We start from the raw sequence: 21,076 nt of genomic DNA on the forward strand, positions 1-21,076 counted from the left end.
AGGCAGTGAGAACGCGAATTACACATCGATAGGGGTGTGTGTCGACGGACCGGCTGGCGAACCAGCAGGTCAGTTCTCGTTTCGGACCTGCGCTTTGACGACGCTCGAGACTTCGTCAGCCGAAACCGTGTCAATACGGGAGTCTTCCCGAAGCGTTTCGAGGATCGTCTCGGGGCGCTCGCCGAACTGGAACTCGAGAAACATGCCCGAACTGGGGCCGTGGCTCCGGCGTTCGAAGTCGACGAGCGAGTACGTCGTCATCTCTTTCATCTTGTTGACGTAGGTCTCCTGGTGGTACTGCTCGGCGTCGATCACGTCGGTGAGAAACTGGTACACGCGGTAGCCGGTCGTACTCCGGGCGGACTCGTCGTCCGTTTCAGCGGCGACGGCGGCCGTCGCGTAGAGGCAGAGCTTCTTCTGAGTGCTGATACCGCGAACGACCTCGAGGACGCGGTTCTTCTCGACCTTGTCCTGGGCTTCGCGAACGTGGCCCTCGCGAACGCGCTCGTCGCCCTCCCGTTCCGCGAGTTCGCCGGCGACGCGTATCAGGTCGATGGCCTTGCGAGCGTCGCCATGGGTCTGGGCGGCGAAGGCCGCTGCCAGCGGGATGACGTCCTCGTCGAGAACGTCGTCGTAGAAGGCGTCCCGGCGCCGGCGGAGGATCGACTGGAGCTGGTTCGCGTCGTAGTCGTCGAAGTGGACGTCTTCGGGCGTAAAGGAACTCAGGGCTCGGCTCCCCACGGACTCCATCATCTTCGTGTCGTTCGAGATCGCAACGACGGAGACGTGAGCAGTGAGGTCGTTGTTCGCACCGGCTCGAGAGAGTTGATAGAGTAGACGGGAAAAGGCCGGCTCTTGCTTGTCGCGTCGGCCGACGAGCATGTCGAGTTCGTCGAGGACGAACACCGCCGAGTCGAAGTTCTCGTTGACGATGCGATACAGTTCGTCCCACTTTTCCTTCGTCGCGACGCCGTGTTTCGGGACGTCGACCTCGACGCCGGCTTCCTCAGCGGCGCGACTCGCCAGTTCGTAGACCGCAACGCCGAGCGTATCGAGATCCTGGCAGTTGACTTCGATCGTTCCGAACCGAATGTCCCGCGTCTCACAGATGGTGCTGATGTTTTTGCAGACGGCTTTCGTGATGAGTGACTTGCCGGTGCCGGAGGGCCCGTAAAGAAAGAGGTTCGGCGGCCGGTTGTCGCCAAGCGCGACGCGAAGCATCTTCGTGACCTCCTTGAGTTGCCGGTCGCGGCCGACGATACGCTCTTCCGACACGATGTGGTTCGGATCGAGGAGCGATCGGTCGCGGATGAGTCCGTCCTGGTGATCGAACTCGAGTAACATCTCCTCGATCGTCTGTGCGTCGCCGTTCACCGGCGGTTCGTCCGCTCCAGAAGCGATCTCCGAGCGGGTAGAAGACGGCGAAGAAGGGGGCTCGTCCGTTGATTCGTCCGTTGATGTCCTCGTCTCGTCCCGAGGAGCATCAAAGTCGTCCATACGATGGTCCATACAGAGGAGGGACAAAAGTGTTGCCACCGCTATCGATGTGTATTTCATCGGCTGAGTCGACGAGGTCGGAATATTCCACGTCGTGTCGAACAAGGATCGATAGAAGAAGAATGCGAGCGACGAAGTGTTCCGGCGGAATACATCGAGACAGACACCCCTCTATCGATGTGTTCGAAGTGTCGAAGGGGAGGGGGTGGTCAGCGACTGCGATTAGTACTAGGGACCCTGGAAAGCATTGAAAGCGCGTGAAATCACTGGAAAAGATGGAAGAACGCTTTAGCAGTTGTCTCTTCTTCTTTACTACTACTACAATACTAGCCTAGAACTAGACTAGGGACCCCTACACCCCTTTATCGATGTGTTGGGATCTCATCGATGTGTTCTGCTGCCGTTCGACTCCACTTCCGATACCGCAAAACGTTCTTCAAACACAGAACCGTCTCCAGTCATCTCTTAGACCGCTTCTTAGCCCAAATCCTCGAGGAAGTGTGTCTTTTCTTCTCGTCCGCTCGTTCGTTTTCACCGTTCCACGAACACTTCGAACACATCGATAAAGGGGTGTCTCTGTCTCCCCATCCGGCCGTTCTCTCTCGGGCAGCACCCTCTCGAGCGAAACGGGTTGATCGGAAACAGATCGATAGAGGGGTATCCTGCTTCGCTCGAGTTCGTGTCGATCGTTCCTCGTGGACCAGTCGTTCGGCCTCGAGATATCCGTGACCAACTCCCAGAGACACTTCGATAGAGGCGTGTCTGATAGCTCTCTCACGTAGCGCTGAAGGCAGTTTGGTTCCAGCGCCTTAACCAACAGTAGTCTTCTCTCCTTCTTTGTTGGTTAAGACCATACGTTCGGTAGCATCGATCGCGAATACTGCCAACAAACCGGACGTAGGACCGGCTAACGAGGTCGGTCGGCTCCAGACCACCTACCGATTCAATCGTAACCGCCCGTGGGATCAAACACACCACCCATTCAGACGTTCCGCCGTTTGGAGGGAGACAGACACCACTGATTCAATCGTTCTGGACCGAGAGCAGCAGACAGACAAAAACAATTGTGAAACGAGAAATCGACTGTAGAACGCCGACCAGTGATAGAAAGTCGGAGTGTACTGGGCTACACAAGTTACCGGTTGATCGGACACCCCACCGCTTCAATCGTTCTCGAGTGAGTTGCAGTTCTCGAGGAAGATGCCAAGGAGTACGACGACGTCCAGATCACGACCGTCTATCTCAACTGCGAGGACCTGACCAGCAGCTACCGTGTCGCCGTCACGCTGGTCAACGCCCTTCGCGAGCCGGGCAACCAGATCAGCCGTACTGGGTATCCGCTGAACGCAGTCTACGAAATGCTGTGGGAGAAACTCGACGAGATCGGCGGGACAGTACAGGCCAAATATTGAACAGAGTTTCCCGTCTCAACCAAACTTCACCTGCGCTGGGTTATGACAGGAGTTTTTGTACGGCGTCCATCCTGCTGTTCAGCCAATAGTCTGAGATGAGGGCTTATCTCGTCAAAACAGGAGCCCTGGACGACGAGATCGTCATCTTGATACCACTCGATGAATCCGTACTCTGCTAATTTAGGAAGGTGAGTATGATGCATACTGACTGCGTACTCATCTACTTCTGCAATCGTTCGAGAACTGGATAGATGTCTCTGAAGCAGATTCTCGTCCGCTTCTGCCATCTCCCGAGAAATGCCAGACGGTTTTGAGACGTATTGGGGGCTGGAAAGTAATTTTACGAGTAGCTGTCGTCGATTGCTAGCCGCCAATGCGTCAAATACATTATCGTGATTGGTCATCATCTACCCTCGCTTTCGGTTATCGTCCCGCATAACGTTAAATACGCATCATTTTCACGGTCCAAAGCTGTTTTGATTAACTGAGTGAGTAAGTGTGCCCCGTTCAGTTCGCATACGTAGTTATCGCGAGAGTTGTGCCCGAGAACTCAGACAGAGTCGGACAGGAGATCGTGAACCAGCGTAAGTACAGAGGAACAAGATACTGCGTCGAATCTTAGCGTTGTGATTCGCGGAGGATCAGCGGCTCGATGGCAAGTGTCCGTTTTGCTATGGTGACGATGCGAAGGACGTACGAGACGAACAGCATGAACGGAACGAGCGTCACCACAAACGCACCGCCCACGACGAGGATGATGTGATCGAGACCGAGTGTGTTTCCCGGGAACGTCCCCGCATCGACGATTCCGACCATGATACCCGCGACGGCCAAGGCCGGGACTGCAGCATAGAGAATCATCTGAGACAAGTCGATGAGTGCCCACTGGAAGTACAGCGTCTTGATGTGTTCGCGCGCCGGCCCAAACAGAGACAGCGCTGTTTTAAGGTTGTCAAGTAAACCGCGTTCTTCCTCATCGAGACGCTCTTCGTATTCGTTCAAGAGACGTTCAACCTGGAAGACTTTCCAGCTATAATTGAAATTTAGTGCAGCGAATACCACGTCGAACGAGCCGAACTGCGCATCCTCAAGTTGGTCACGGACTAGGTCGGCGTTCCCAATAACGCTTTCAGTGAATTCATCGACCTCTTCTCGGAGGCTCTCGTTATCATTCTTGTCAACAGACTCTCGAAGAGCCGTCGCCCGTTGTGCCGTGATTCCGATGATCTGCCGGAGGAATTCGGATGGATCGGCAGGACTCGGAGATCCGATTAATTCTTCAGTAAAGTCCCGAACATCCATCGAACTGGCCATCCGCTCGCGCTGATCGCCGAGCGGGCTGTTCCCCTGGGAGAGGACGAGCTGCCCGATCGTGACGACGAGTGTCGTCCCCGTCACGATGACCGTGATCATCGTCGAGAATATTGTTTCGGTCATGTCGCCGGACTCGATTTGCCGTGAAAACGGTGGATCGAGAACAGCGACGGCGATGATGAATGCGACGAACACAGCACTGGTCAGGATGCTGGAGACGAGAAGTCGGTTCGCGCGCAGCAGCAACCAGAGTTTAATCCGGCTCTCGCCTGAGCGCTCACGCATCGTGTTGGCCGTACTGATGTCGGTCTCGTCAGTCATACTGGCTCATCCGATTGGGCAAGTCGCTTGAAAACGAGGTACTTGGTGCCGCCTCCCTCGTAGTCGATCGTCTCCACAAACTCCCAGCCATCTGCACCGAATTGGTTCAACTCTGCTTCTTTTTAGATGAGTAACGGCTGCGTGGCACAGCCTGGAGTCTTCCTGTTCGACCGTGAGAGCGGGTCGTTTCAGACGAGAGAACAGGGAGTCTGCAAACCTTGACATCCTCCCCGCGCTGAAGCGCGAGGATTCCTTCGTGGGACAGCACGCCGTTCGTGCGTCCCCGAAGGCACCCTGACCGAGACCGCTGGGGTCTCGGCTGTGGTTTGTGAGTAGTGCGTCGGGCCTCCGTGGGGAGGCGTGGTTTGCTTGGGTATCCGCTTACACCTCACAGGCCGTGCCATCGACCCGACTCAACCACCGTGGTTGAGTAGAACACTCGACGCAGGGTTGCTTTTTGGTAACGGAGACCCCAATCCAACTCCAATTTTCGCCTGATGTGCTTACCTCACGATATGCTGTCAGGCATAATAAAACTCGTAGTTGGCGTCTCTGTTGTCGGATTCATCCCCGCACTAAAGCACGGGGCTTTCTCCTCGCACTTCCGTAATATCCCAACTCTCGGGAATCCTCGCCCTTCAGAGTGGGGAGGATGTCAACGGTTCTCTTTCCAGTCGTCCGAATCCCCTTCACGGAATTCACCCTTGGCATGGCGCTCGTGGGGCCAGAAGGTGACGCCCAGCAGTACGACGTAGAACATACCCACAACGGCAATCACAGCAATCCCGGGGATACGGGCGATTTCAGCGGTTGTCAGCCAGTCTTGGTGCGGCGCGAACGCTGTAATCCTGAAGACCCATGCGACCAAGAGGACACTGAGCAGCGCAAGGTACACACGCCGGAGCCGGTTTGCGAGTGCCTCGTGGAACGAGACTTTCAGCGTCGGCCTGCGATAGTCCCTGCTCAGTTCTGCTCGCCAGTCGTGATTTTCAATGCCTTGGGACGGATCGAGAGCGTTTGCGAGTAGGTTCTCTTGGATGACTCGAGTACGGGAACGAAAGACATCGTAGTCCCGGTACCGCCGTGCTTCAATACCCAGAAAGATCGTGACGACGACGATCCCGATCAGCAAGATATAGTGTGGGTTGTCGGTACTCGAAAATGCCCACGTCAGGATCGCTGCCATCAGCGTCACCGCCCACTTCGTCGTCTCGTCGAGGCGCTGCCGCCACGTGCCCACTCGATCGATCTCTCCGCGATAGGCGTGAGCCATCACCGAACCGAGTCCCGTACTGTCATCAACCATTTCGCGGCCGATCTCCCGTTGGTCCGGTGCCGTCGAGTCGAACTCGTCACTACTCGAATCGGTCATAGCGGAGAGACACCACCTCGCTCCATAAGCAGTTGTGGTGGCGTCATCTGAGCGTCATGTCCTGAAGAACATCGAACAGTACGCATCAGTAGTTACCGATTCGGGTGTCGTGCTACCGATCGTCCGATTCTGACTCGAGAACACCTGCCTTCTCGAGTTCGTCACGAACGATCGCCCGGATTTCGGCCTCGCTTCGTGTGGTCCGTGCGTCGGCTACTTCCTCGTTCAGTGCGGCCAGGACCTCGAAGACGTTCTCGAGTTGGTCGTGTGCCGACTCATGCTCGCCCTCGAACATCTCGGGGGAGAGGGCAGCCGTCTCGGGTTCGACTTCTCGCTCGATCGGGATCGGTGTCAGTCGCCGACTCCGAGTGACGTTGGCGACGCTCTCGACGTTTTTGCGAGGTGATTCCCGAGGTGTTCCTGCGCGTAGTCGGGGCCGTGTATCAGGGCGATCGTCTCCGGATCGACAGTCCGTGCAAAGTCCAGCAAACCGGGCTGGGCGGCGTGGCCGCTGAGGCCACCGACCATCGACACCTAGTCGCTCGGCATCGTCACGCGAGTCGTCGGTTCGGCCGCGCCGTCAGGGGAGATCCAGGTCACGTTATCGGCGGCCGGCCAGTCGGTCCCGAAGGGTTCGGCGTCGGTCGTGAACTGGATTTCCTCGGCCTCGGCATCGACTTGGTTCTGGATCGTCCGGCCGGTGGTCTGCAGGGCCTGATACCCGGTAAGCATGACTGTCGCGGAGTGGAATCGGGCCGCGAGTTCGACGAGGTAACGCGGGGAGTTCCCACCGGTGAGCATCCCCGACGGTGCGACGATCACCGGGATCTTGCCGCCCGCAGCGGGGTCGGCGTCCTCGAGGATCGCCCGTCGGTCGGCGTCGCTGAACGACGTGTGGCTGTGGGTTCCGCCGTAGGTACTCTCGAGAAAGGGGACGCCGGCCTGCGACGGGGGCGTGATATCGGGCAGGTGACTCGCCCGGCCGCCGAGGTCGCCCGAGAACACGACGCGGTAGCCCTCGGTCTGGAGCATGAGCCACGCCGATCCCAGCAGGTGGGCCGCGTTTCCGAGCTGGTAGACCAGCGGATCCCGGTCGATCTTCTCTGCGACGGCTCCGACGCGGCCGCCGCCGTAGTTGACCGACTCGAACCGATCGAACACCGCCATCACGTCCTGCTGGGTGAACTGCTGTTGGTCGCCGTGGCGGTTCGTCTCCCGGCGATGGATCTTCAGCGAGTCCTCGAGTAGCGTCTTTGTGAGGTCGATCGTCGGACGCGTCGCGATGATCGGCGCGTCGTCATCAAGGTAGCCCCGCGCCTCGAGGACCGGGAGACCGCCGTAGTGGTCGATATGTGCGTGGGTCAGAAAGACGGCGTCGACCGATCCCGGACCGAGGCCGCGAAAGTCGGGGTAGTTGTCGCCCCCGCCCTGGTTGAGGCCGCAGTCGACGAGATAGCAACCCCGACCGACTTCGCGATCGCCTCCACGTGGTGTGACGATCATCGATATGTCGGGTGATGGGTCCACTCCTGCATGCTCAAGTGGGTTGAAGTTCTGGTCGGCGTCAGCCGGCAGCCACGGCGTTTCGGGATCGATTCCAGTCATTACTGGGGTATCTCGTGGTCATTACGGGGAATCGAGGAGAAAGCCCCGCCCTTCAGGGCAGGGAGGATGTCAACTTGAGGCCGACCGCACCGCCCAGTCTCCCAGCGGCAGGGAACTGAATCCAACTCCGTCAGGGCAGGCCGTCGCGAAGTTCCTCGACGTCGTCGGGGTCGTGGCCACAGTACACGTCGGCGTCGGTCCGGCGCTCGAGTTCTTGCACGCGCTGGAGACTTTCCTCCCAGTGGCGCTTGCTCCAGAGCAGTTCCCCGCCCATCGGGTGTTCTTCGTCGTAGTTGGCCCGCGTGTACGCCTGATCGCCGGTGAACACGACGGTCCCGTATCCGTCGATGTCGATACGCGTGCCCATCACGCCCGGGGTATGGCCCGGTAGGTGGAGGAACTCGACGTCCTCGAAGTGGGTCTCGGTATCGCCGTGGACGATCCGCCAGTTGAGGTCGTGATCGAAGTCGCTGGGCACGTACGCGCTCGAGCCCTGTTCGGTCTTGGCGGAGTAGTAGGCGTATTTTATCTCTTGCTCGTGGACGAACACCGGGACGTCGGTGCCGGCAAAGCGATGGAGGCTCCCCGCGTGATCGAGGTGGAGGTGTGTCTGGACCACGGCGTCGATGTCGCCGACGCTGTATCCGACGTCCTCGAGCGCGTCGGGGAGCGGATGCTCGTCGGCGTCATGGTGTTCGAAGGCGGCGTACAGTTCCGCTGGCCAGTAGCCGTCTCCACACTCTGGGTGGGACCCGGTGTCCCAGAGGATGGTCGCCTCGGGGTGGTCGATAACGAGGTTGTATACCGGCCCCTCGATCATCTCCACGTCCGGGTTCGGATCGACAGCCGATCCCATCGTCTCGTTTTCGATGAGGAAGTTCCGATCGGTTCGAATCGATCCCCTATCGACGAGACTGATGGTAGCATTTACCATGATGTTCTCTAACTATAGTTTCGCTGTTAAACCTTTCTCCGATTTTTCACCTTACCTTTTTGTTACCGTCCGTCGATGTGTCATTTGTTACCTCGCCAAGCGAGTGAATCACCGGAGAAACCAATGCTACTACATCACAGACACCCATGACACGAGGACAACGCTTGGACGCGTACCATTTCTACGAGGACGACTGGGACAGTTACGAGCAGTTGCGGGAGGCGTTCGAGTGGGAGGTACCCGACCGGTTCAACATGGCGACGTACCTGTGTGACCGGTGGGCCGACGACAAGAGCCGCGTCGCACTGTTTGCCGAAGATGCGTCAGGCACCGAGGTGACGTACACCTTCTGGCAGATGCGAAACGTGACCAATCGACTGGCGAACTACCTGCGGGCACAAGGTGTCGAGGCCGGCGACCGCGTGGGCGTGAACGCACCACAGCGGCCGGAGACGGTGTTCGCCCATCTCGCCGCCTGGAAGCTCGGCGCCATGTCGGTCCCTCTCTCGACGCTCTTTGGCCCCGACGCCGTCGAGTACCGCCTCGACGACTGTGACGCCGTCGCGGCCGTCGTCGACGAATCTAATATCGAGAACTTCCGGGAGGCCCGCGCGTCGCTGTCGGATCTCGAGACCACGCTGACCGTCGGCGATGTAACGCCGGACGAGGCGGCCGGTGAAGCGGCCTTTTGGAACGCCATCGACGACCACTCACGGGAGTTCGACACCGTCGAGACGGACGCCGAGGACGACGCCATCCTCATCTATACCTCCGGGACGACCGGCGATCCGAAGGGCGTACGCCACGCACACCGGCTGGTACTCGGTCATCTGCCGCTTTTCGTCACCACCTTCGGGAACATGGATCTTCAGGACGGCGACGTGTTCTGGACGCCCGCCGAGTGGGCCTGGATCGCCTCTCTGTTCGACGTGGTGATGCCCGCGCTCTACTACGGGAAGCCGGTCGTCGCCTACAACGGCGGTCAGTTCGACCCCGCGTCGGCGTTCCGACTCATCGAACGGTACGGCGTCTCGAACTTCTTCGCGCCGCCGACGGCCCTGCGCATGATGATGCAAGTCGATGACACCGATCGGTTCGACGTGGGGACGCTCAGAACCATTGCCAGCGGCGGCGAGTCGCTGGGCCAGTCCATCGTCGACTGGGCACAGGACACCTTCGGCGACACCGCCGTCCACGAAGGCTACGGACAGACCGAAGCGAACATGCTCGTCGGCGACTGCACCGCCTTAACGGAGTTCCGCGAGGGCTATATCGGCCGCGCTGGTCCCGGTCACGAGGTGACAATCGTCGATCCAGAGACGGCCGAACCGACCGTCGAGACGGGCGAGACCGGCGAAATCGCCGTTCGCTACGAGGACAACCCCGTCTGTTTCGTGGAGTACTGGAACAAACCGGAGAAGACGGCGGGCAAAGTGCGAAACGGCTGGCTGCTCACCGAGGACCTCGGGCGGATGGACGAGGACGGCTACGTGGCGTTCGTGGGGCGGAAAGACGACGTGATCATCTCCGCGGGCTACCGTATCGGTCCGGAAGAAGTCGAGGACAGCGTCGCCGGCCACGAGGCCGTCGCCGACGCCGCGGTGATCGGCGTCCCCGACGACGAGCGCGGGGAGGTACCGAAGGCGTTCGTGGTGTTGACCGCCGACGCCGAACCGAGCGACGACCTGCGAGAGTCGATCCGCCAGCACGTCCGCGACCGGCTTGCGAAGTATGAGTACCCGCGCGAAATCGAGATCGTCGACGAACTTCCCAAGACCGCCACCGGCAAAGTCCGGCGGGCCTCGCTGCGAGACCACGAGGAGAGCTGACGGACGCGGCGGCCGTCACGAGTCGTGTTCCGAAAACGCACGGCCGGCGTCCTCGGCCATCTCCTTTGCCTCGATATGCGAGTACGACTGCCGAACCACCTCCTCGCTGTTATCCAGGAGTCGAGCAGCGGCGGTAAAGCCCCGCTGGCGAACCATGACTTCGCCGGCTCCCCGTCGGCCACCGTGCGGTGCGAGATACCCGTGTTTATCCTCGAGTCGAATCCCGGCCTCTTCACACAGTCGCCGCATGATCCGTCGAGCGCCGTCCGTGTTGATCGAGGGCGGTGTCAGTTCGTACTCCCGGAGCGCATCGAAAACGGCGATCTGACCGGTCAACCCGTCGACGAACTCCTCGACCTCGGCTGCCGACCAGCCGTGTTCGTCCCGTAATCCCGTCCGAAGCGTCTCGTAGAGCGTCGGAAGATGAAACGTGGGAAAGACCGGCCAGTCTCCCCCGGCGGGATCGAGCAATCTTTTGTATCGCGACATAGGATTTATCGTCTGCTCCGTCAGTGATCGATCCGACCAGTCTTGCTTTTTGGCGAGAACGGTCATCGTCCGATCCTCGAGCGAGACGTCGTCCCACCTGAGGCCGTTCCGTCGGTCGTCTTTCGGATCCGCGAAAATCTCGCCGCCGCGGACCCCGGAGTAACAGAGAACGTAGACAAGCGCCCGATCGCGGAACTCCCGGACGGCGTCGAGACCCTTCTCGTCGGCCGCGTTGTGTGCGCGTTCGTCGACGTAGCGCGTAATCCGTAATCTGTGGTCGTCGGTCCATGCCTGTTGATCGCCCGACCGTCGACCGTCGGTCTCCGGGAGCGGTTCCGTGGCGACGTTGCGCTGTGCGTAGTTTGCCTCGAGGAGCCCCTCGCGGACGCACCAGCCGACGTACGCGCTGACCTGCGCATAGTACGTCCGAACGGTCCCCGATGCGAGGTCTCGGCTCGTCAGTTCTCGTGCGTACCGTCGGAACGTCCGTTCGTCCAGGTCGTCGAAGGTTCCGTTCGAGTCGGGATCGGCCGCGAGCCACTCGAGGAAGTCCTCGACACAACGCTCGAGGTTCCGTCGGTAGTTCCCGCTTTCCTCGCCGCCTTTCGATTTCGATCGAAGGAACGCCTCGAGCGACTCTCCGACCGGTGTCGATTTGGAGGTAGTCACGCTCGATCACCCTCGAGACGCCGGTTCCTGCCGAAATCCATCGTTCGTGATTCCCAGAGGGAGTGGATACTCATAAAACCACACTTGATTATTCGACTAATCAAGAGTGTTTCGTTGTGGCGGTGATTCGCCAGAATTCGAGGGGTAGAATCCATCAGTGTAGTAGATTTCCAATCGATAAATCATATATTGATATATGAAATGGTGTGCTTCGAGGGCCGTCTTGTGGTCCCAGCCATGGCATTCTTTCAGCAGGAACAAGCGAAATAGTGTCTCCATCTCGTAGCTCGTCGATCCTGCATACCGGTCGTAGGGATCGAACTGGACGTATGCAAGCGGTAATGTGTGGACGAATGGTTCAACGCCCTCGTGTTCGTCTTGTTGGAACCACGTTTTTGCGACGACGCGGACATCCGACTCCAGTGCGGGAAGCGACGAGCGATCGAACAGCGGGCTAGACCCATACGTTGGCCAATCGACATAGGAACAATGAGCGATTTGGCGGAAGACTGTTCGACGCGACTCGGGGGTCATAGCCATGTGGGTACTGATAGCAAAACGTCCAAGACCAGTTGATCAAGATCGGATAGAAGTTGGATTCATCAGCGGAAGTGTTGTGGTTAGTTGGAGTACGAGACACTCCCAAATTGTGTTTCTCGCCAGTATTTCCAGAGGTAGGATAGATCACTGGGATACAACAGTTTTACAATTTCCCGCTTGCTCCCATCGTTAATATCTGAAAGGGTATCTCGAGAAAGCTTGTTCAGATCTTGCATGAGTCGGTCGTACCGTTCGTTTGGTGCAAGGTATAGCAACCTCGTCATCATCAATCGTCGGTCTTGTCTGGGAGCAACTTGCTCCTTCCAGAGGTCGTCGTAGACTCTCATCTCCTTAGCAGAGGTGTCTTTCGTCCTTGTCAGACAACGATCGGCTGTCATCGCAGCTGCGCGAGCTGATTTCATACACTTGTAGATTCCCTCTCCCCAGACAGGATCAACCGATGGGACAGTATCACCGATCGCCATAAACGAATCAGTACTCATCGATCCGGGGGGCTGTACATGTGCTGATCCCCGAACTGGACTCTCTGCGATTTGTCTGGCGTTCTCGAACCGTGGGTCAGTATCAAGCCAATGTTCGAGATACCCGTCGACGGTGCGATCGTGAATGGCGTTTTCTTGATAGCGTTCGTTCTGGATATAACAGATGCCGACTTTTGCTGTGTCGTCACCCGTATGGAAGATCCACGAATAACCTCCAGGGGCGTACTCGTGGTCCAACCGCAACATCATCGCGTCAGTGAGATCAGCAAACTCGGGATGATTGAGATCGACGCCTTCGAATAAGTATTCAATACCAATCGCGTGGTTCTCCCGCTCAAGATTGGCTATCCCCAGATCTTTAGCCAGTGGCGCAGCCGGACCCGTAGCATCAATAACGATTTCGCCAAAGACCTCCTGATCACGGTTATAACGGACACCAACGAGATCACCATCTTCGACGATCGGGTCACGAACACGAGCATCAAACCGATACTCAGCACCCTTGTGACGACCATCCTCGACAAGGAACTTCTTGAACGCCTCGAAGTCCAAGACAAAGCCCGGCTGGTCCTGGATAAAGTGTTCATTTGGAGATTCAAGAACTACTGATTCAGTCGCGTGCATAACGACGTCATCCGGGATGCCGAAGGAGGTCATCATTGACGCAAACGTTCCGCCGGTAGATTTGTTACTTTGAGCTGGGAATTCATCTTCTGCTTCGGTTTCTAGGACGACAACATCGTACCCACGGTCAGCTAGATCTCGTGCACACTGCGCCCCCGCTGGACCTGCCCCAGCGATGATTACATCATACCTGTTTGACATCGTTGGAGAACAACTACTCAGGAGCGGACGAACAAGATGTTGGAACACAGTGCCACTTTTCGGTTGTTTCCACACAGGCCCGGTGCCCACCATCTTAGTGGGCAGACATCTGTGACACCACGTTGACGCAGTAGACGCCACCGATAATGAGGCCAATTCCGAGAAGGCCTGCCAGATCAACTGGTTCATCAAAAACAACGGCCCCGATACCTGCCACACCGATAATACCCAATGCTGCCCATGTCCCATAGACGACACCCATCGGTAATTCCTCTAACGTCAGGGATAGTAGATAGAACGCTGCCCCATATCCGAGGACAACCCCAATACTGGGAACCGGTTGTGAAAATCCCTCCGAGAGTTTGAGGGCAGTCGTCCCGAATAATTCGGAGAGTATTGCACCAGCGAGCAGTACGTATGGATGCATATCGTTAGGTCTCGAAGCCCCCGAGATACGACTATTGAAACAAAACAGCACTTACAATTTGTTTGGAGGCACAATGACAAAGCATGACGGAATTGGGCGAGCTTGGACTCTCAAGTTACGAGGAGAAGGCCTATCGAACCCTTCTCGTAACAGGAGCAGTGACGGCAGCTGAACTCTCTGATACTAGTGGAGTCCCAAAAGGCCGGATCTACGACGTACTAAACGGCCTTGAAGCTCGCAAGTTGATCTGGAGACAGTCAAGCGACCCAAATCAGTACGTGGCCGTACAGCCAGAAACCGTCGTCGACAGGCTTCTGGCTGAACGAGCGTATGAACTGAAACAAGAGTGGGATCGTTACCGCGAGAAAGCAGAAACAGTTCGTTCGAACCTTTTGCCGACACCACCAACAGAGAGTAGTTTCTGGCTTGGATCGCTCGGGAGTGACGAAATGAGTACAGCGCTCCAGCAGCATATGCGAACCGCGGAGAATGTTGTCAAAGCAACTGTCGGGCCTCCCTACGAGGATGCGACGTGGGAGACACTCCAATCTGAAGTGGAAGGCTTTTTCGAGGGTGCTAATACCGATTTGGCTGTTGACCTCCTCTTCAGTGAAAAGGCAGTTACCGTCCTCCCTGATCGATTCCCACACCTAATTGAAAACCAGCCCGCAGACATAACTGTCAGAACGACCCCTGAGATTGCGCTTTCGTTTGATATCGTGGATAATGTGGAGACGACGATCGATGTGCTACATCCAGTATCTGGTGAAGACAGGATCGGTGTGATCGGGATCAAAGATTCGCAAGTGGTCTCCGAGTTTGAGCAGTACTTCCAACGACTGTGGACCGATGCTGTTCCCCTCCTTGAGTGAGACAGTGATGATGTATGGAAGACGTGATGTGATGTAATTGACTCAAACCGATATTGCCTCTGTGCATTGAGAAGGTCAGTCTCAACTCCTGGTGTGCTGTGTAGTTTCGAAGGACACGATCTGTGCAAGAAGTTAGCTTATGGCGATTCCGCCAAAGCGTAACAGTAGATGAGATTACTTTGATAGTTGTTGCCACTGCCGATAGGGCTGTGTTTAGTTAAGCGTGAAAAGTGAGGCGGCACAATTTTGTGGTGTCCATGCCAAAAATCGACTGCCTCAGCGGGTGTAGCGACTTGATCGATTTGAGTTTTGTGGAGCGAGAACGGACACCGCCTCAGCTACTGGAACTCGGTATTCGACTACATCTTGCTGGATTATCGCTTTCGAATACCGTTCGAGAACTCGAAAAGTTCGGTGTCGAACGATCGCGAAAGGCCGTTCATGATTGGGTGCAGAAAGCCGATCTACAGCCAGCAACTGACGCGACTCCGAATCACGTTGCGCTCGACGAGACCGTGATTCAAATCGATGATCACCGGTATTGGCTGTACGCTGCAGTCGATCCTGAACGAACAGAATCCTCCATATACGGCTGTTCTCGACGACTACGACCGCGTTGACTGAACGGTTTCTGCAAGAACTCACGGAGAAACACGATGTCGAAAACGCTGTGTTTCTCGTCGATGGCGCACAGCATCTCCAGACAGCACTCCGTCGACACGGACTCCGATTTCGATACGAAAAGCACGGAAATCGGAATGCTGTCGAACGTCTCTGTAGAGAGGTAAAACGCCGTACCTCTTCGTTCTCAAACTGTTTTAGTCACGCTAACCCATCAACCGCAGAATCGTGGCTTCAAGCCTTCGCCGTCCGGCAGAATGCTACAAACTAAACACGATCCTCGATAACCCACGAGGGTGTCTCGCAAGAAATATTTAACCAGTTAGACCGTCAAATCTCTGTAACTGTGCTCGGTACCACTGACGAACTGGACGATCCAATCCGCGTCCTCTACGTGAACTCCGATCCCGCGTTCGCGGAGTTAGTTCAAACCAAACTCCAACAGACCAGTACCGAGATCAACTATCTATCTGCGGACGGTGTCGACGAGGCACTTCATAGTCTTGCTACGGACCGAATCGACTGTATCGTCACGGCGTACTCGCTCGAAGATTCCGACGGAATCGGGCTTACGGAGTCGATCCGGCAGCAGAACGATACAATTCCGATCATCCTATTTACCGGACAAGGGAGCGAGGAAATCGCGAGCAAAGCGACTCGTGCGGGCGTATCGGACTATCTCCCAATACGGTCGGAACGTGATAACTTCACACTACTTGCGGCCCGCATTCGAACACTTGCGAGCGCTGCACGGAAACAACAGGAGGCCGAGCAAACGAAACGACGCTTTCGACGAACGCTCGAGCGCGCAACTGACGCGATTTACGCCGTCGATGGCGACTGGCGCATCGAGTATATGAACGAAAAAATGGCCGAACGAATCGGCCGTGACTCGGACGCGGTCGTCGGAGAAACCATCTGGGAAGAGTTCCCGTCGATCGTCGGGACGGAACTCGAAGACAAGTATCGAACGGCGATGGAGACTGGTGAACCGGTATCGTTCGAACAGCGTCTGGAAGAGCCATTCGACTACTGGGTCGAAGTGCGAGCGTTTCCAGATGACGACGGGCTGACCGTCTTTTCGCGTGAAATTACTACCGAGCGAGAGCGGGAACTGAAGTTAGAGCGCAGTGATGCGATTCTGGAGAACATCCACGACGTCGTGTTCGTCCTCGACGAGCAAGGTGATATCGAGTTCGCGAATACGGCTGCAAAGCGGTTGCTCGCAGGGGATCAGTCGGCCCAACTCACAGGACAACAGCTCGAAACGGTCGTCGGTGACCGCATTAGCAATTCTGCTGTAACGCGATTCTCCCAGGCAATCGAATCGACGCTCGACGAGGTCGAGAGCGATGATGGATCCACCGGGCTGTACGATACAGACCTCCAATTCGACGTCGTGGCCGGGGGCAGTCAGCGAACGTTCGACGTCCGGATAACGCCGTTCCAGAGTCGAAAAAGTAAACAGATACTCGTTGTCGCTCGAGACGTTACCGAACAAAGCGAGGTGAAGCGGCAACTGGAACGAGAGCGGGACGCACTTCAGGCCCTCCAAACCGTCATGGCAGAAAGCGATGTCTCGGACGAATCACGCCTCCAGAATCTACTGGAAGTCGGCTGTCAGACCCTCGGGCTCGAAATCGGCATCGTCTCGCGGATTCAGGACAGCGACTACACGGTCGAAGCAGTTCATGCACCAGAGGCCGATATCGAAGCTGGCGATCAGTTCGATCTCGATTCGACGTACTGTGCAGAAGTCGTCGGTACGGATTCGGTCTGTTCATTTGCAGACGCCGTTAGCGACGGGAAAGAGACGCATCCTGCCTACCGTGACTTCGAGTTAGAGTCGTACATCGGCGTGCCACTCGTCGTCGACGACACGCGTTACGGAACCGTCAATTTCTCGAGTCCAACGACGCGAGTCGCTCCGTTCGGAGCACTTGAACGAACGTTCGTCGAGTTGTTAGCCCAACTCGTGAGTGCCGAGATTTCGCGCAGTCGTGACCGTGCCAAACTTGAGCGTCAAGAGTTCCTGTTCGACCGCGTTCAGGACATCGCGGATGTCGGTATCTGGGAATTCTTCCCATCGAGCGGCGAGCTCATTTGGTCTGACGGGGTCCGTCATATTCACGGTGTCGACGAGGACTACGAGCCCTCCCTCGACGACGCGATCGAGTTCTACCACCCCGACGACAGAGAGATGATTACCGCAGCAGTCGACCGGGCAATCGAAAACGGGGAGCCGTACGACCTCGATCTCCGAATCGTTCGACCCGACGGAGAGGTGCGTGACGTTCGGGCGTGGGGTGAATACGTCGACGACACACAGCGCGGCGACTCAGCACTTCGGGGCGTTTTTCAGGATATAACGGAGCGAAAAGCGGAAGGGCGTGAGCATCAAGAGCTCGCGGAGGAATACGAGGCGTTGCTCGAAACATCAGGGGACGCGATATTCTTGCTTGACGTCGATACTGCTGGTGAGGACCCTTCATTCGAGTTTGCTCGACTCAGCCCCGGATACGAGACACAGACCGGGCTCACAACTGAGGAAGTTCGCGGCAAGACGCCGCGAGAAGTGTTCGGCGACGAGCAGGGTACTGATCTCGAAGTCAATTACACTCGTTGCGTCGATCAGGGTGCCCCGATCTCGTATCGTGAAGAACTCGATATCAGTGACGATGCTCGGTTCTGGGAGACGAGTCTCGCACCGGTCATCGTCGATGGCGAGACCGTTCGAGTTGTGGGCATCGCTCGAAACGTCACCGAGCAGGTCGAGCGCGAGCGCGAACTCGAAGCAACGAACCAGCGACTGGAATCACTCATCGAGGCCACGCCACTCACCGTCATGGAGATCGACACTGACGGCACCGTCATTCGTTGGAACGATGAGGCTGAAAATATGTTCGGCTGGTCGCGGGAAGAAGTACTTGGCGAGTTCAATCCGATAGTCCCGGACGACCAGGAGGCCGAGTTTGCGTCACACAAGCAGCGCGCCCTGAGCGGCGAGCGAATTCGAGCGAAGGAGATACGCCGGGAGACAAAAGACGGAGACGAGTTGGACCTGCTCTTGTCGGTCGCGCCGATTACAGATTCCGACGGGGAAACCACGAGCATCCTTGCCGTCTTGGAGGATATTACTGAACAGAAACGGTTGGAAACCCGCCTTCGATCGCTTCAGGAGACCGCACAGCAGCTTAGCGGTGCTGAATCAAGCGAAGAGATCGGAGCTATCGCCGTTGATGCGGCAGCCGAAATAATTGACCTTGATATTACTGGGATCTGGGAATACGACGAGCGAGAGGACGCACTCGTCCCAATCACAGAGACTCCCACAGCACGAGACCTATTTGGCGCTTCTCCCAGATTCACCCCCGGGGACGGTCTCGCTTGGGACGCGTTTGAGGCCGGAGAAACCCAGGTATATGATGATGTCCAGACCGAGGGTCAACCCCACAACCCGAACACAGAGATCCAAAGTGAGATTCTCGTCCCACTAGGTGAGTATGGGCTCATCTCGACAGGATCGATTTCCACGCAGGCCTTTTCTGAGACAGACATCGATCTGTTTCGAATTCTCGGTGCGACTGTCGAGGCAGCACTCGCACGAGCGAGTCGAGAAGCGGAGTTACATCGACAGAACGAGCGACTTGACCAGTTCGCGAGCGTCGTTGCCCACGACTTGCGGAACCCGCTCTCCGTTGCAATGGGATTTCTCGAGATCGCGGAGGAGACCGGGAACGCGGAACACTTTGAAAAAGTAGAATCTGCACACGACCGAATTGAACGGCTCATTGAGGACCTTCTGACGCTGGCACGTGGGGAGACGACGATCGAGAATGCAGAAGAGATCGACCTCGAGAGTATTACGACGGAGGCGTGGGGATACGTTGACACGGAGGAGGCAACGCTTACAGTTGCAGATGAAGTCCTGACAGTCACCGGGGATGCAGGGCGGCTGACCCAACTCTTAGAGAATCTATTCCGGAACGCAATCGAACACGGTGGTGCCGATGTCACGGTGACCGTGGGTGGACTAGACGGAGACGATGGATTCTACGTTGAGGATACCGGCAGCGGGATTCCCCAAGAGAGGCGAGACGACGTGTTCAAGCATGGCGTCACGTCCAGTGACGGAGGAACTGGCTTCGGGCTCTCGATCGTGGCCGATATTGCGAAGGCACACGGCTGGACGGTTTCGGTGACAAACGGAACCGATGGCGGGGCACGCTTTGAGTTCAAGCGGTCCAAATAGTACTCGTTGTCAGTGAGCAAACCGTGCCTGCGACCTATGCATTGAGACGACCGGTCTCAACTACTAGTGTACTTTGGAAGATGAGAAAGCTTCCAATTTCCATATCTTTAGCATATTGGGGAGTCGATCGGGTATCATGCCTTCCAGAAGACGGTTTCTAAGAGTGATACTCCGCCACAATACGTCCGGTTACATATACCCGGTTCCGATGGCGAAGTCAACTGGCAGTCACGGAAAGCAAGTAATTAACTCCGAGTCTGTAGTGAACACCGTGATATACTCGCATACACATTGAGCGGGGAATCCCTTCTGAGGAAGTCGAAACAACTGCCGGAGATGGTTCGATCACACGTAGAATTCCAATTGTACTCGGATGACGGAGTCACTGAAACCGAAACGTTACCGGTAGTCCGTAATGTTCCGATATGGAACGTAGTATCCGATTTCATCAATCCACGTTGAGAGCCATTCATCCGCAGTTTCCTCGCTAATCCGCCCAGCATCAATGGCGGCCAGGAGGACGCCGACCGAACCGACAACGGTCACGCCCTGTTCTTTCGCGAATGCTCTGGCGTCGCTGTCGTCCGTCAGTAACCGACCGTCGTGTGCGTCGGCAAGCGCAAATGCCTGTGCTTCTCCGGGATCGAGATGGTCGCTGACGACTGCTTCACGGTTTGCAACAGTATCCGAAACTGTCGCGACTGGAATCTCCGCATTGAGTACGTCCAGCGCTGACTGAAGGTAGGAATGGTCATCGACACCATTGTGGAGTTCTTCGCGAACGACCGGCACCGTACAGATTCCCGAGAGTCCAGCCACCACCCACAGTTGGTTGATGTAGGCGAAGTTCGAGAGAACGGTCGTATTGAGAACGCTTGGGTCCGCTGGAATATCGGCAGTCGTCATTACGAGTCCGATGTCTCGTTATCAGCAGGCTCATCATCGAACTCGAGTTCCGTCGCCGCCTCCGCTTCGTAGGCTGCATTCTTCTCGTCCGCGAGCCCGAGACGGAGGTCAACGCCGTGTTCACGGAGAATATCCCGCATCGTCCAGCGGTCGACATCAGCAAGTCTCGCAGCATCACCCAGCGTGATCCGCTCGCGTTCGTAGAGGGCGACTGCAGCAGCGATGCGTTCGTTTTCGTGGTCTTCGAAATACTCACGCACGAACTCTCGCAACGCATCGCTCTTTCCCCCGAACACACCAGCCTCGACAGCACCCTCGATGAGGAGATCAAGATCGTCTGGATAGGAACCGGTGATTCGTGCCATCGTTCTACCCCAGACTACGTCTTCATACTATTTATGAACTACGGCGGACTGCCATATGCATTGAGACGACCGGTCTCAACTACTGGTGTACTTCGGAAGATGAGGATAAAACGGGTATAGCGGGCCTGTAGTGCGTGGTATCGACCGAACCGATAACCAGAATCTGCTTCAGATCGCTTTCTAAACGGCCATTCCTGTTCCGTAGGCAACTGATTCGGGGCTTTTCCGAGAATCTTAGTGTCGCCACTCAAACGACGCGCAATCGCGGGGAGAGTTCCGTTACTATCCAATTCCGGTCTCCTGCTTCAAAAACGTGAGCGTGT

General features: G+C 56.8%; 16 protein-coding genes and 2 pseudogenes. 5 read left to right on the forward strand and 13 right to left on the reverse strand.

Annotated elements, in window-relative coordinates:
• Positions 1-69: 69 nt before the first annotated feature.
• On the reverse strand, positions 70-1,497 hold the full coding sequence (locus ACSBP4_RS06345) for an orc1/cdc6 family replication initiation protein (RefSeq protein WP_435551679.1): 1,428 nt from the start codon (positions 1,495-1,497) through the stop codon (positions 70-72).
• Positions 1,498-2,687: 1,190 nt separating this feature from the next.
• On the opposite strand from ACSBP4_RS06345, the pseudogene ACSBP4_RS06350 reads away from it, so the two are divergent.
• Positions 2,688-2,894: pseudogene (locus ACSBP4_RS06350) on the forward strand (cell division control protein Cdc6); the annotation flags it as partial.
• Between the two features lie 41 nt (positions 2,895-2,935).
• Here the strand turns inward: ACSBP4_RS06350 and ACSBP4_RS06355 are convergent.
• The 7 genes from ACSBP4_RS06355 to ACSBP4_RS06385 all read right to left on the reverse strand — a co-directional run bounded on the left by ACSBP4_RS06355 (position 2,936) and on the right by ACSBP4_RS06385 (position 8,455).
• The gene (locus tag ACSBP4_RS06355) at positions 2,936-3,316 is read right to left on the reverse strand and encodes a DUF7344 domain-containing protein (protein WP_419894496.1); all 381 of its coding nucleotides are present in this window, start codon (positions 3,314-3,316) and stop codon (positions 2,936-2,938) included.
• A 211-nt stretch (positions 3,317-3,527) separates the two neighbouring features.
• A complete protein-coding gene (locus ACSBP4_RS06360) occupies positions 3,528-4,544 on the reverse strand; it encodes a hypothetical protein (protein ID WP_435551680.1) in 1,017 nt (338 codons plus the stop codon).
• A 655-nt stretch (positions 4,545-5,199) separates the two neighbouring features.
• The gene (locus tag ACSBP4_RS06365) at positions 5,200-5,916 is read right to left on the reverse strand and encodes a DUF2270 domain-containing protein (RefSeq protein WP_006648142.1); all 717 of its coding nucleotides are present in this window, start codon (positions 5,914-5,916) and stop codon (positions 5,200-5,202) included.
• Between the two features lie 112 nt (positions 5,917-6,028).
• Positions 6,029-6,211: a hypothetical protein gene (locus tag ACSBP4_RS06370; protein WP_084158344.1), complete on the reverse strand. Its 183-nt coding sequence runs from the start codon at positions 6,209-6,211 to the stop codon at positions 6,029-6,031.
• 56 nt (positions 6,212-6,267) lie between these two features.
• The gene (locus tag ACSBP4_RS06375) at positions 6,268-6,444 is read right to left on the reverse strand and encodes an MBL fold metallo-hydrolase RNA specificity domain-containing protein (RefSeq protein WP_435551681.1); all 177 of its coding nucleotides are present in this window, start codon (positions 6,442-6,444) and stop codon (positions 6,268-6,270) included.
• Positions 6,445-6,450: 6 nt separating this feature from the next.
• A complete protein-coding gene (locus tag ACSBP4_RS06380) occupies positions 6,451-7,521 on the reverse strand; it encodes an MBL fold metallo-hydrolase (protein WP_435551682.1) in 1,071 nt (356 codons plus the stop codon).
• Positions 7,522-7,651: 130 nt separating this feature from the next.
• Positions 7,652-8,455 (reverse strand): N-acyl homoserine lactonase family protein, encoded by an 804-nt coding sequence (locus ACSBP4_RS06385; RefSeq protein ID WP_049967031.1) that lies wholly within the window; start codon positions 8,453-8,455, stop codon positions 7,652-7,654.
• Positions 8,456-8,619: 164 nt separating this feature from the next.
• Between ACSBP4_RS06385 and ACSBP4_RS06390 the strand changes: the two genes are divergently transcribed.
• On the forward strand, positions 8,620-10,284 hold the full coding sequence (locus ACSBP4_RS06390; protein ID WP_435551683.1) for an acyl-CoA synthetase: 1,665 nt from the start codon (positions 8,620-8,622) through the stop codon (positions 10,282-10,284).
• A 15-nt stretch (positions 10,285-10,299) separates the two neighbouring features.
• Here ACSBP4_RS06390 and ACSBP4_RS06395 read toward each other — a convergent pair whose 3' ends face one another.
• From ACSBP4_RS06395 to ACSBP4_RS06405, 3 genes are all read right to left on the reverse strand, one after another.
• Positions 10,300-11,442 carry a tyrosine-type recombinase/integrase gene (locus ACSBP4_RS06395; protein WP_435551684.1) on the reverse strand — a complete coding sequence of 381 codons (1,143 nt, stop codon included), beginning with the start codon at positions 11,440-11,442 and terminating at the stop codon, positions 10,300-10,302.
• 620 nt (positions 11,443-12,062) lie between these two features.
• Positions 12,063-13,310, reverse strand: coding sequence for a digeranylgeranylglycerophospholipid reductase (locus tag ACSBP4_RS06400; protein ID WP_435551685.1), 1,248 nt, complete (start codon positions 13,308-13,310; stop codon positions 12,063-12,065).
• Between the two features lie 94 nt (positions 13,311-13,404).
• On the reverse strand, positions 13,405-13,737 hold the full coding sequence (locus tag ACSBP4_RS06405; protein WP_435551686.1) for a DMT family transporter: 333 nt from the start codon (positions 13,735-13,737) through the stop codon (positions 13,405-13,407).
• 83 nt (positions 13,738-13,820) lie between these two features.
• Here ACSBP4_RS06405 and ACSBP4_RS06410 point away from each other — a divergent pair, with 83 nt between their 5' ends.
• The 3 genes and pseudogenes from ACSBP4_RS06410 (at position 13,821) to ACSBP4_RS06420 (ending at position 19,482) form a co-directional block, all read left to right on the forward strand.
• Positions 13,821-14,609: a TrmB family transcriptional regulator gene (locus ACSBP4_RS06410; protein ID WP_435551687.1), complete on the forward strand. Its 789-nt coding sequence runs from the start codon at positions 13,821-13,823 to the stop codon at positions 14,607-14,609.
• A 257-nt stretch (positions 14,610-14,866) separates the two neighbouring features.
• A pseudogene (locus ACSBP4_RS06415) lies at positions 14,867-15,501 on the forward strand (IS6 family transposase).
• Positions 15,502-15,576: 75 nt separating this feature from the next.
• Complete coding sequence (locus ACSBP4_RS06420; RefSeq protein ID WP_435551688.1) at positions 15,577-19,482, forward strand: PAS domain S-box protein; 3,906 nt, start codon at positions 15,577-15,579, stop codon at positions 19,480-19,482.
• Between the two features lie 399 nt (positions 19,483-19,881).
• Here the strand turns inward: ACSBP4_RS06420 and ACSBP4_RS06425 are convergent, their stop codons facing one another.
• Positions 19,882-20,388, reverse strand: a complete 507-nt coding sequence (locus tag ACSBP4_RS06425) for a twitching motility protein PilT (protein ID WP_373633552.1) — start codon at positions 20,386-20,388, stop codon at positions 19,882-19,884.
• Positions 20,388-20,753 (reverse strand): UPF0175 family protein, encoded by a 366-nt coding sequence (locus ACSBP4_RS06430; RefSeq protein ID WP_435551689.1) that lies wholly within the window; start codon positions 20,751-20,753, stop codon positions 20,388-20,390. Before ACSBP4_RS06430 ends, ACSBP4_RS06425 begins: the two co-directional genes overlap by 1 nt.
• Between the last annotated feature and the right edge of the window lie 323 nt (positions 20,754-21,076).

It is taken from the genome of Natrinema sp. CGMCC1.2065 (assembly GCF_051225675.1).
Taxonomy (GTDB): Archaea; Halobacteriota; Halobacteria; order Halobacteriales; family Natrialbaceae; genus Natrinema; species Natrinema thermotolerans.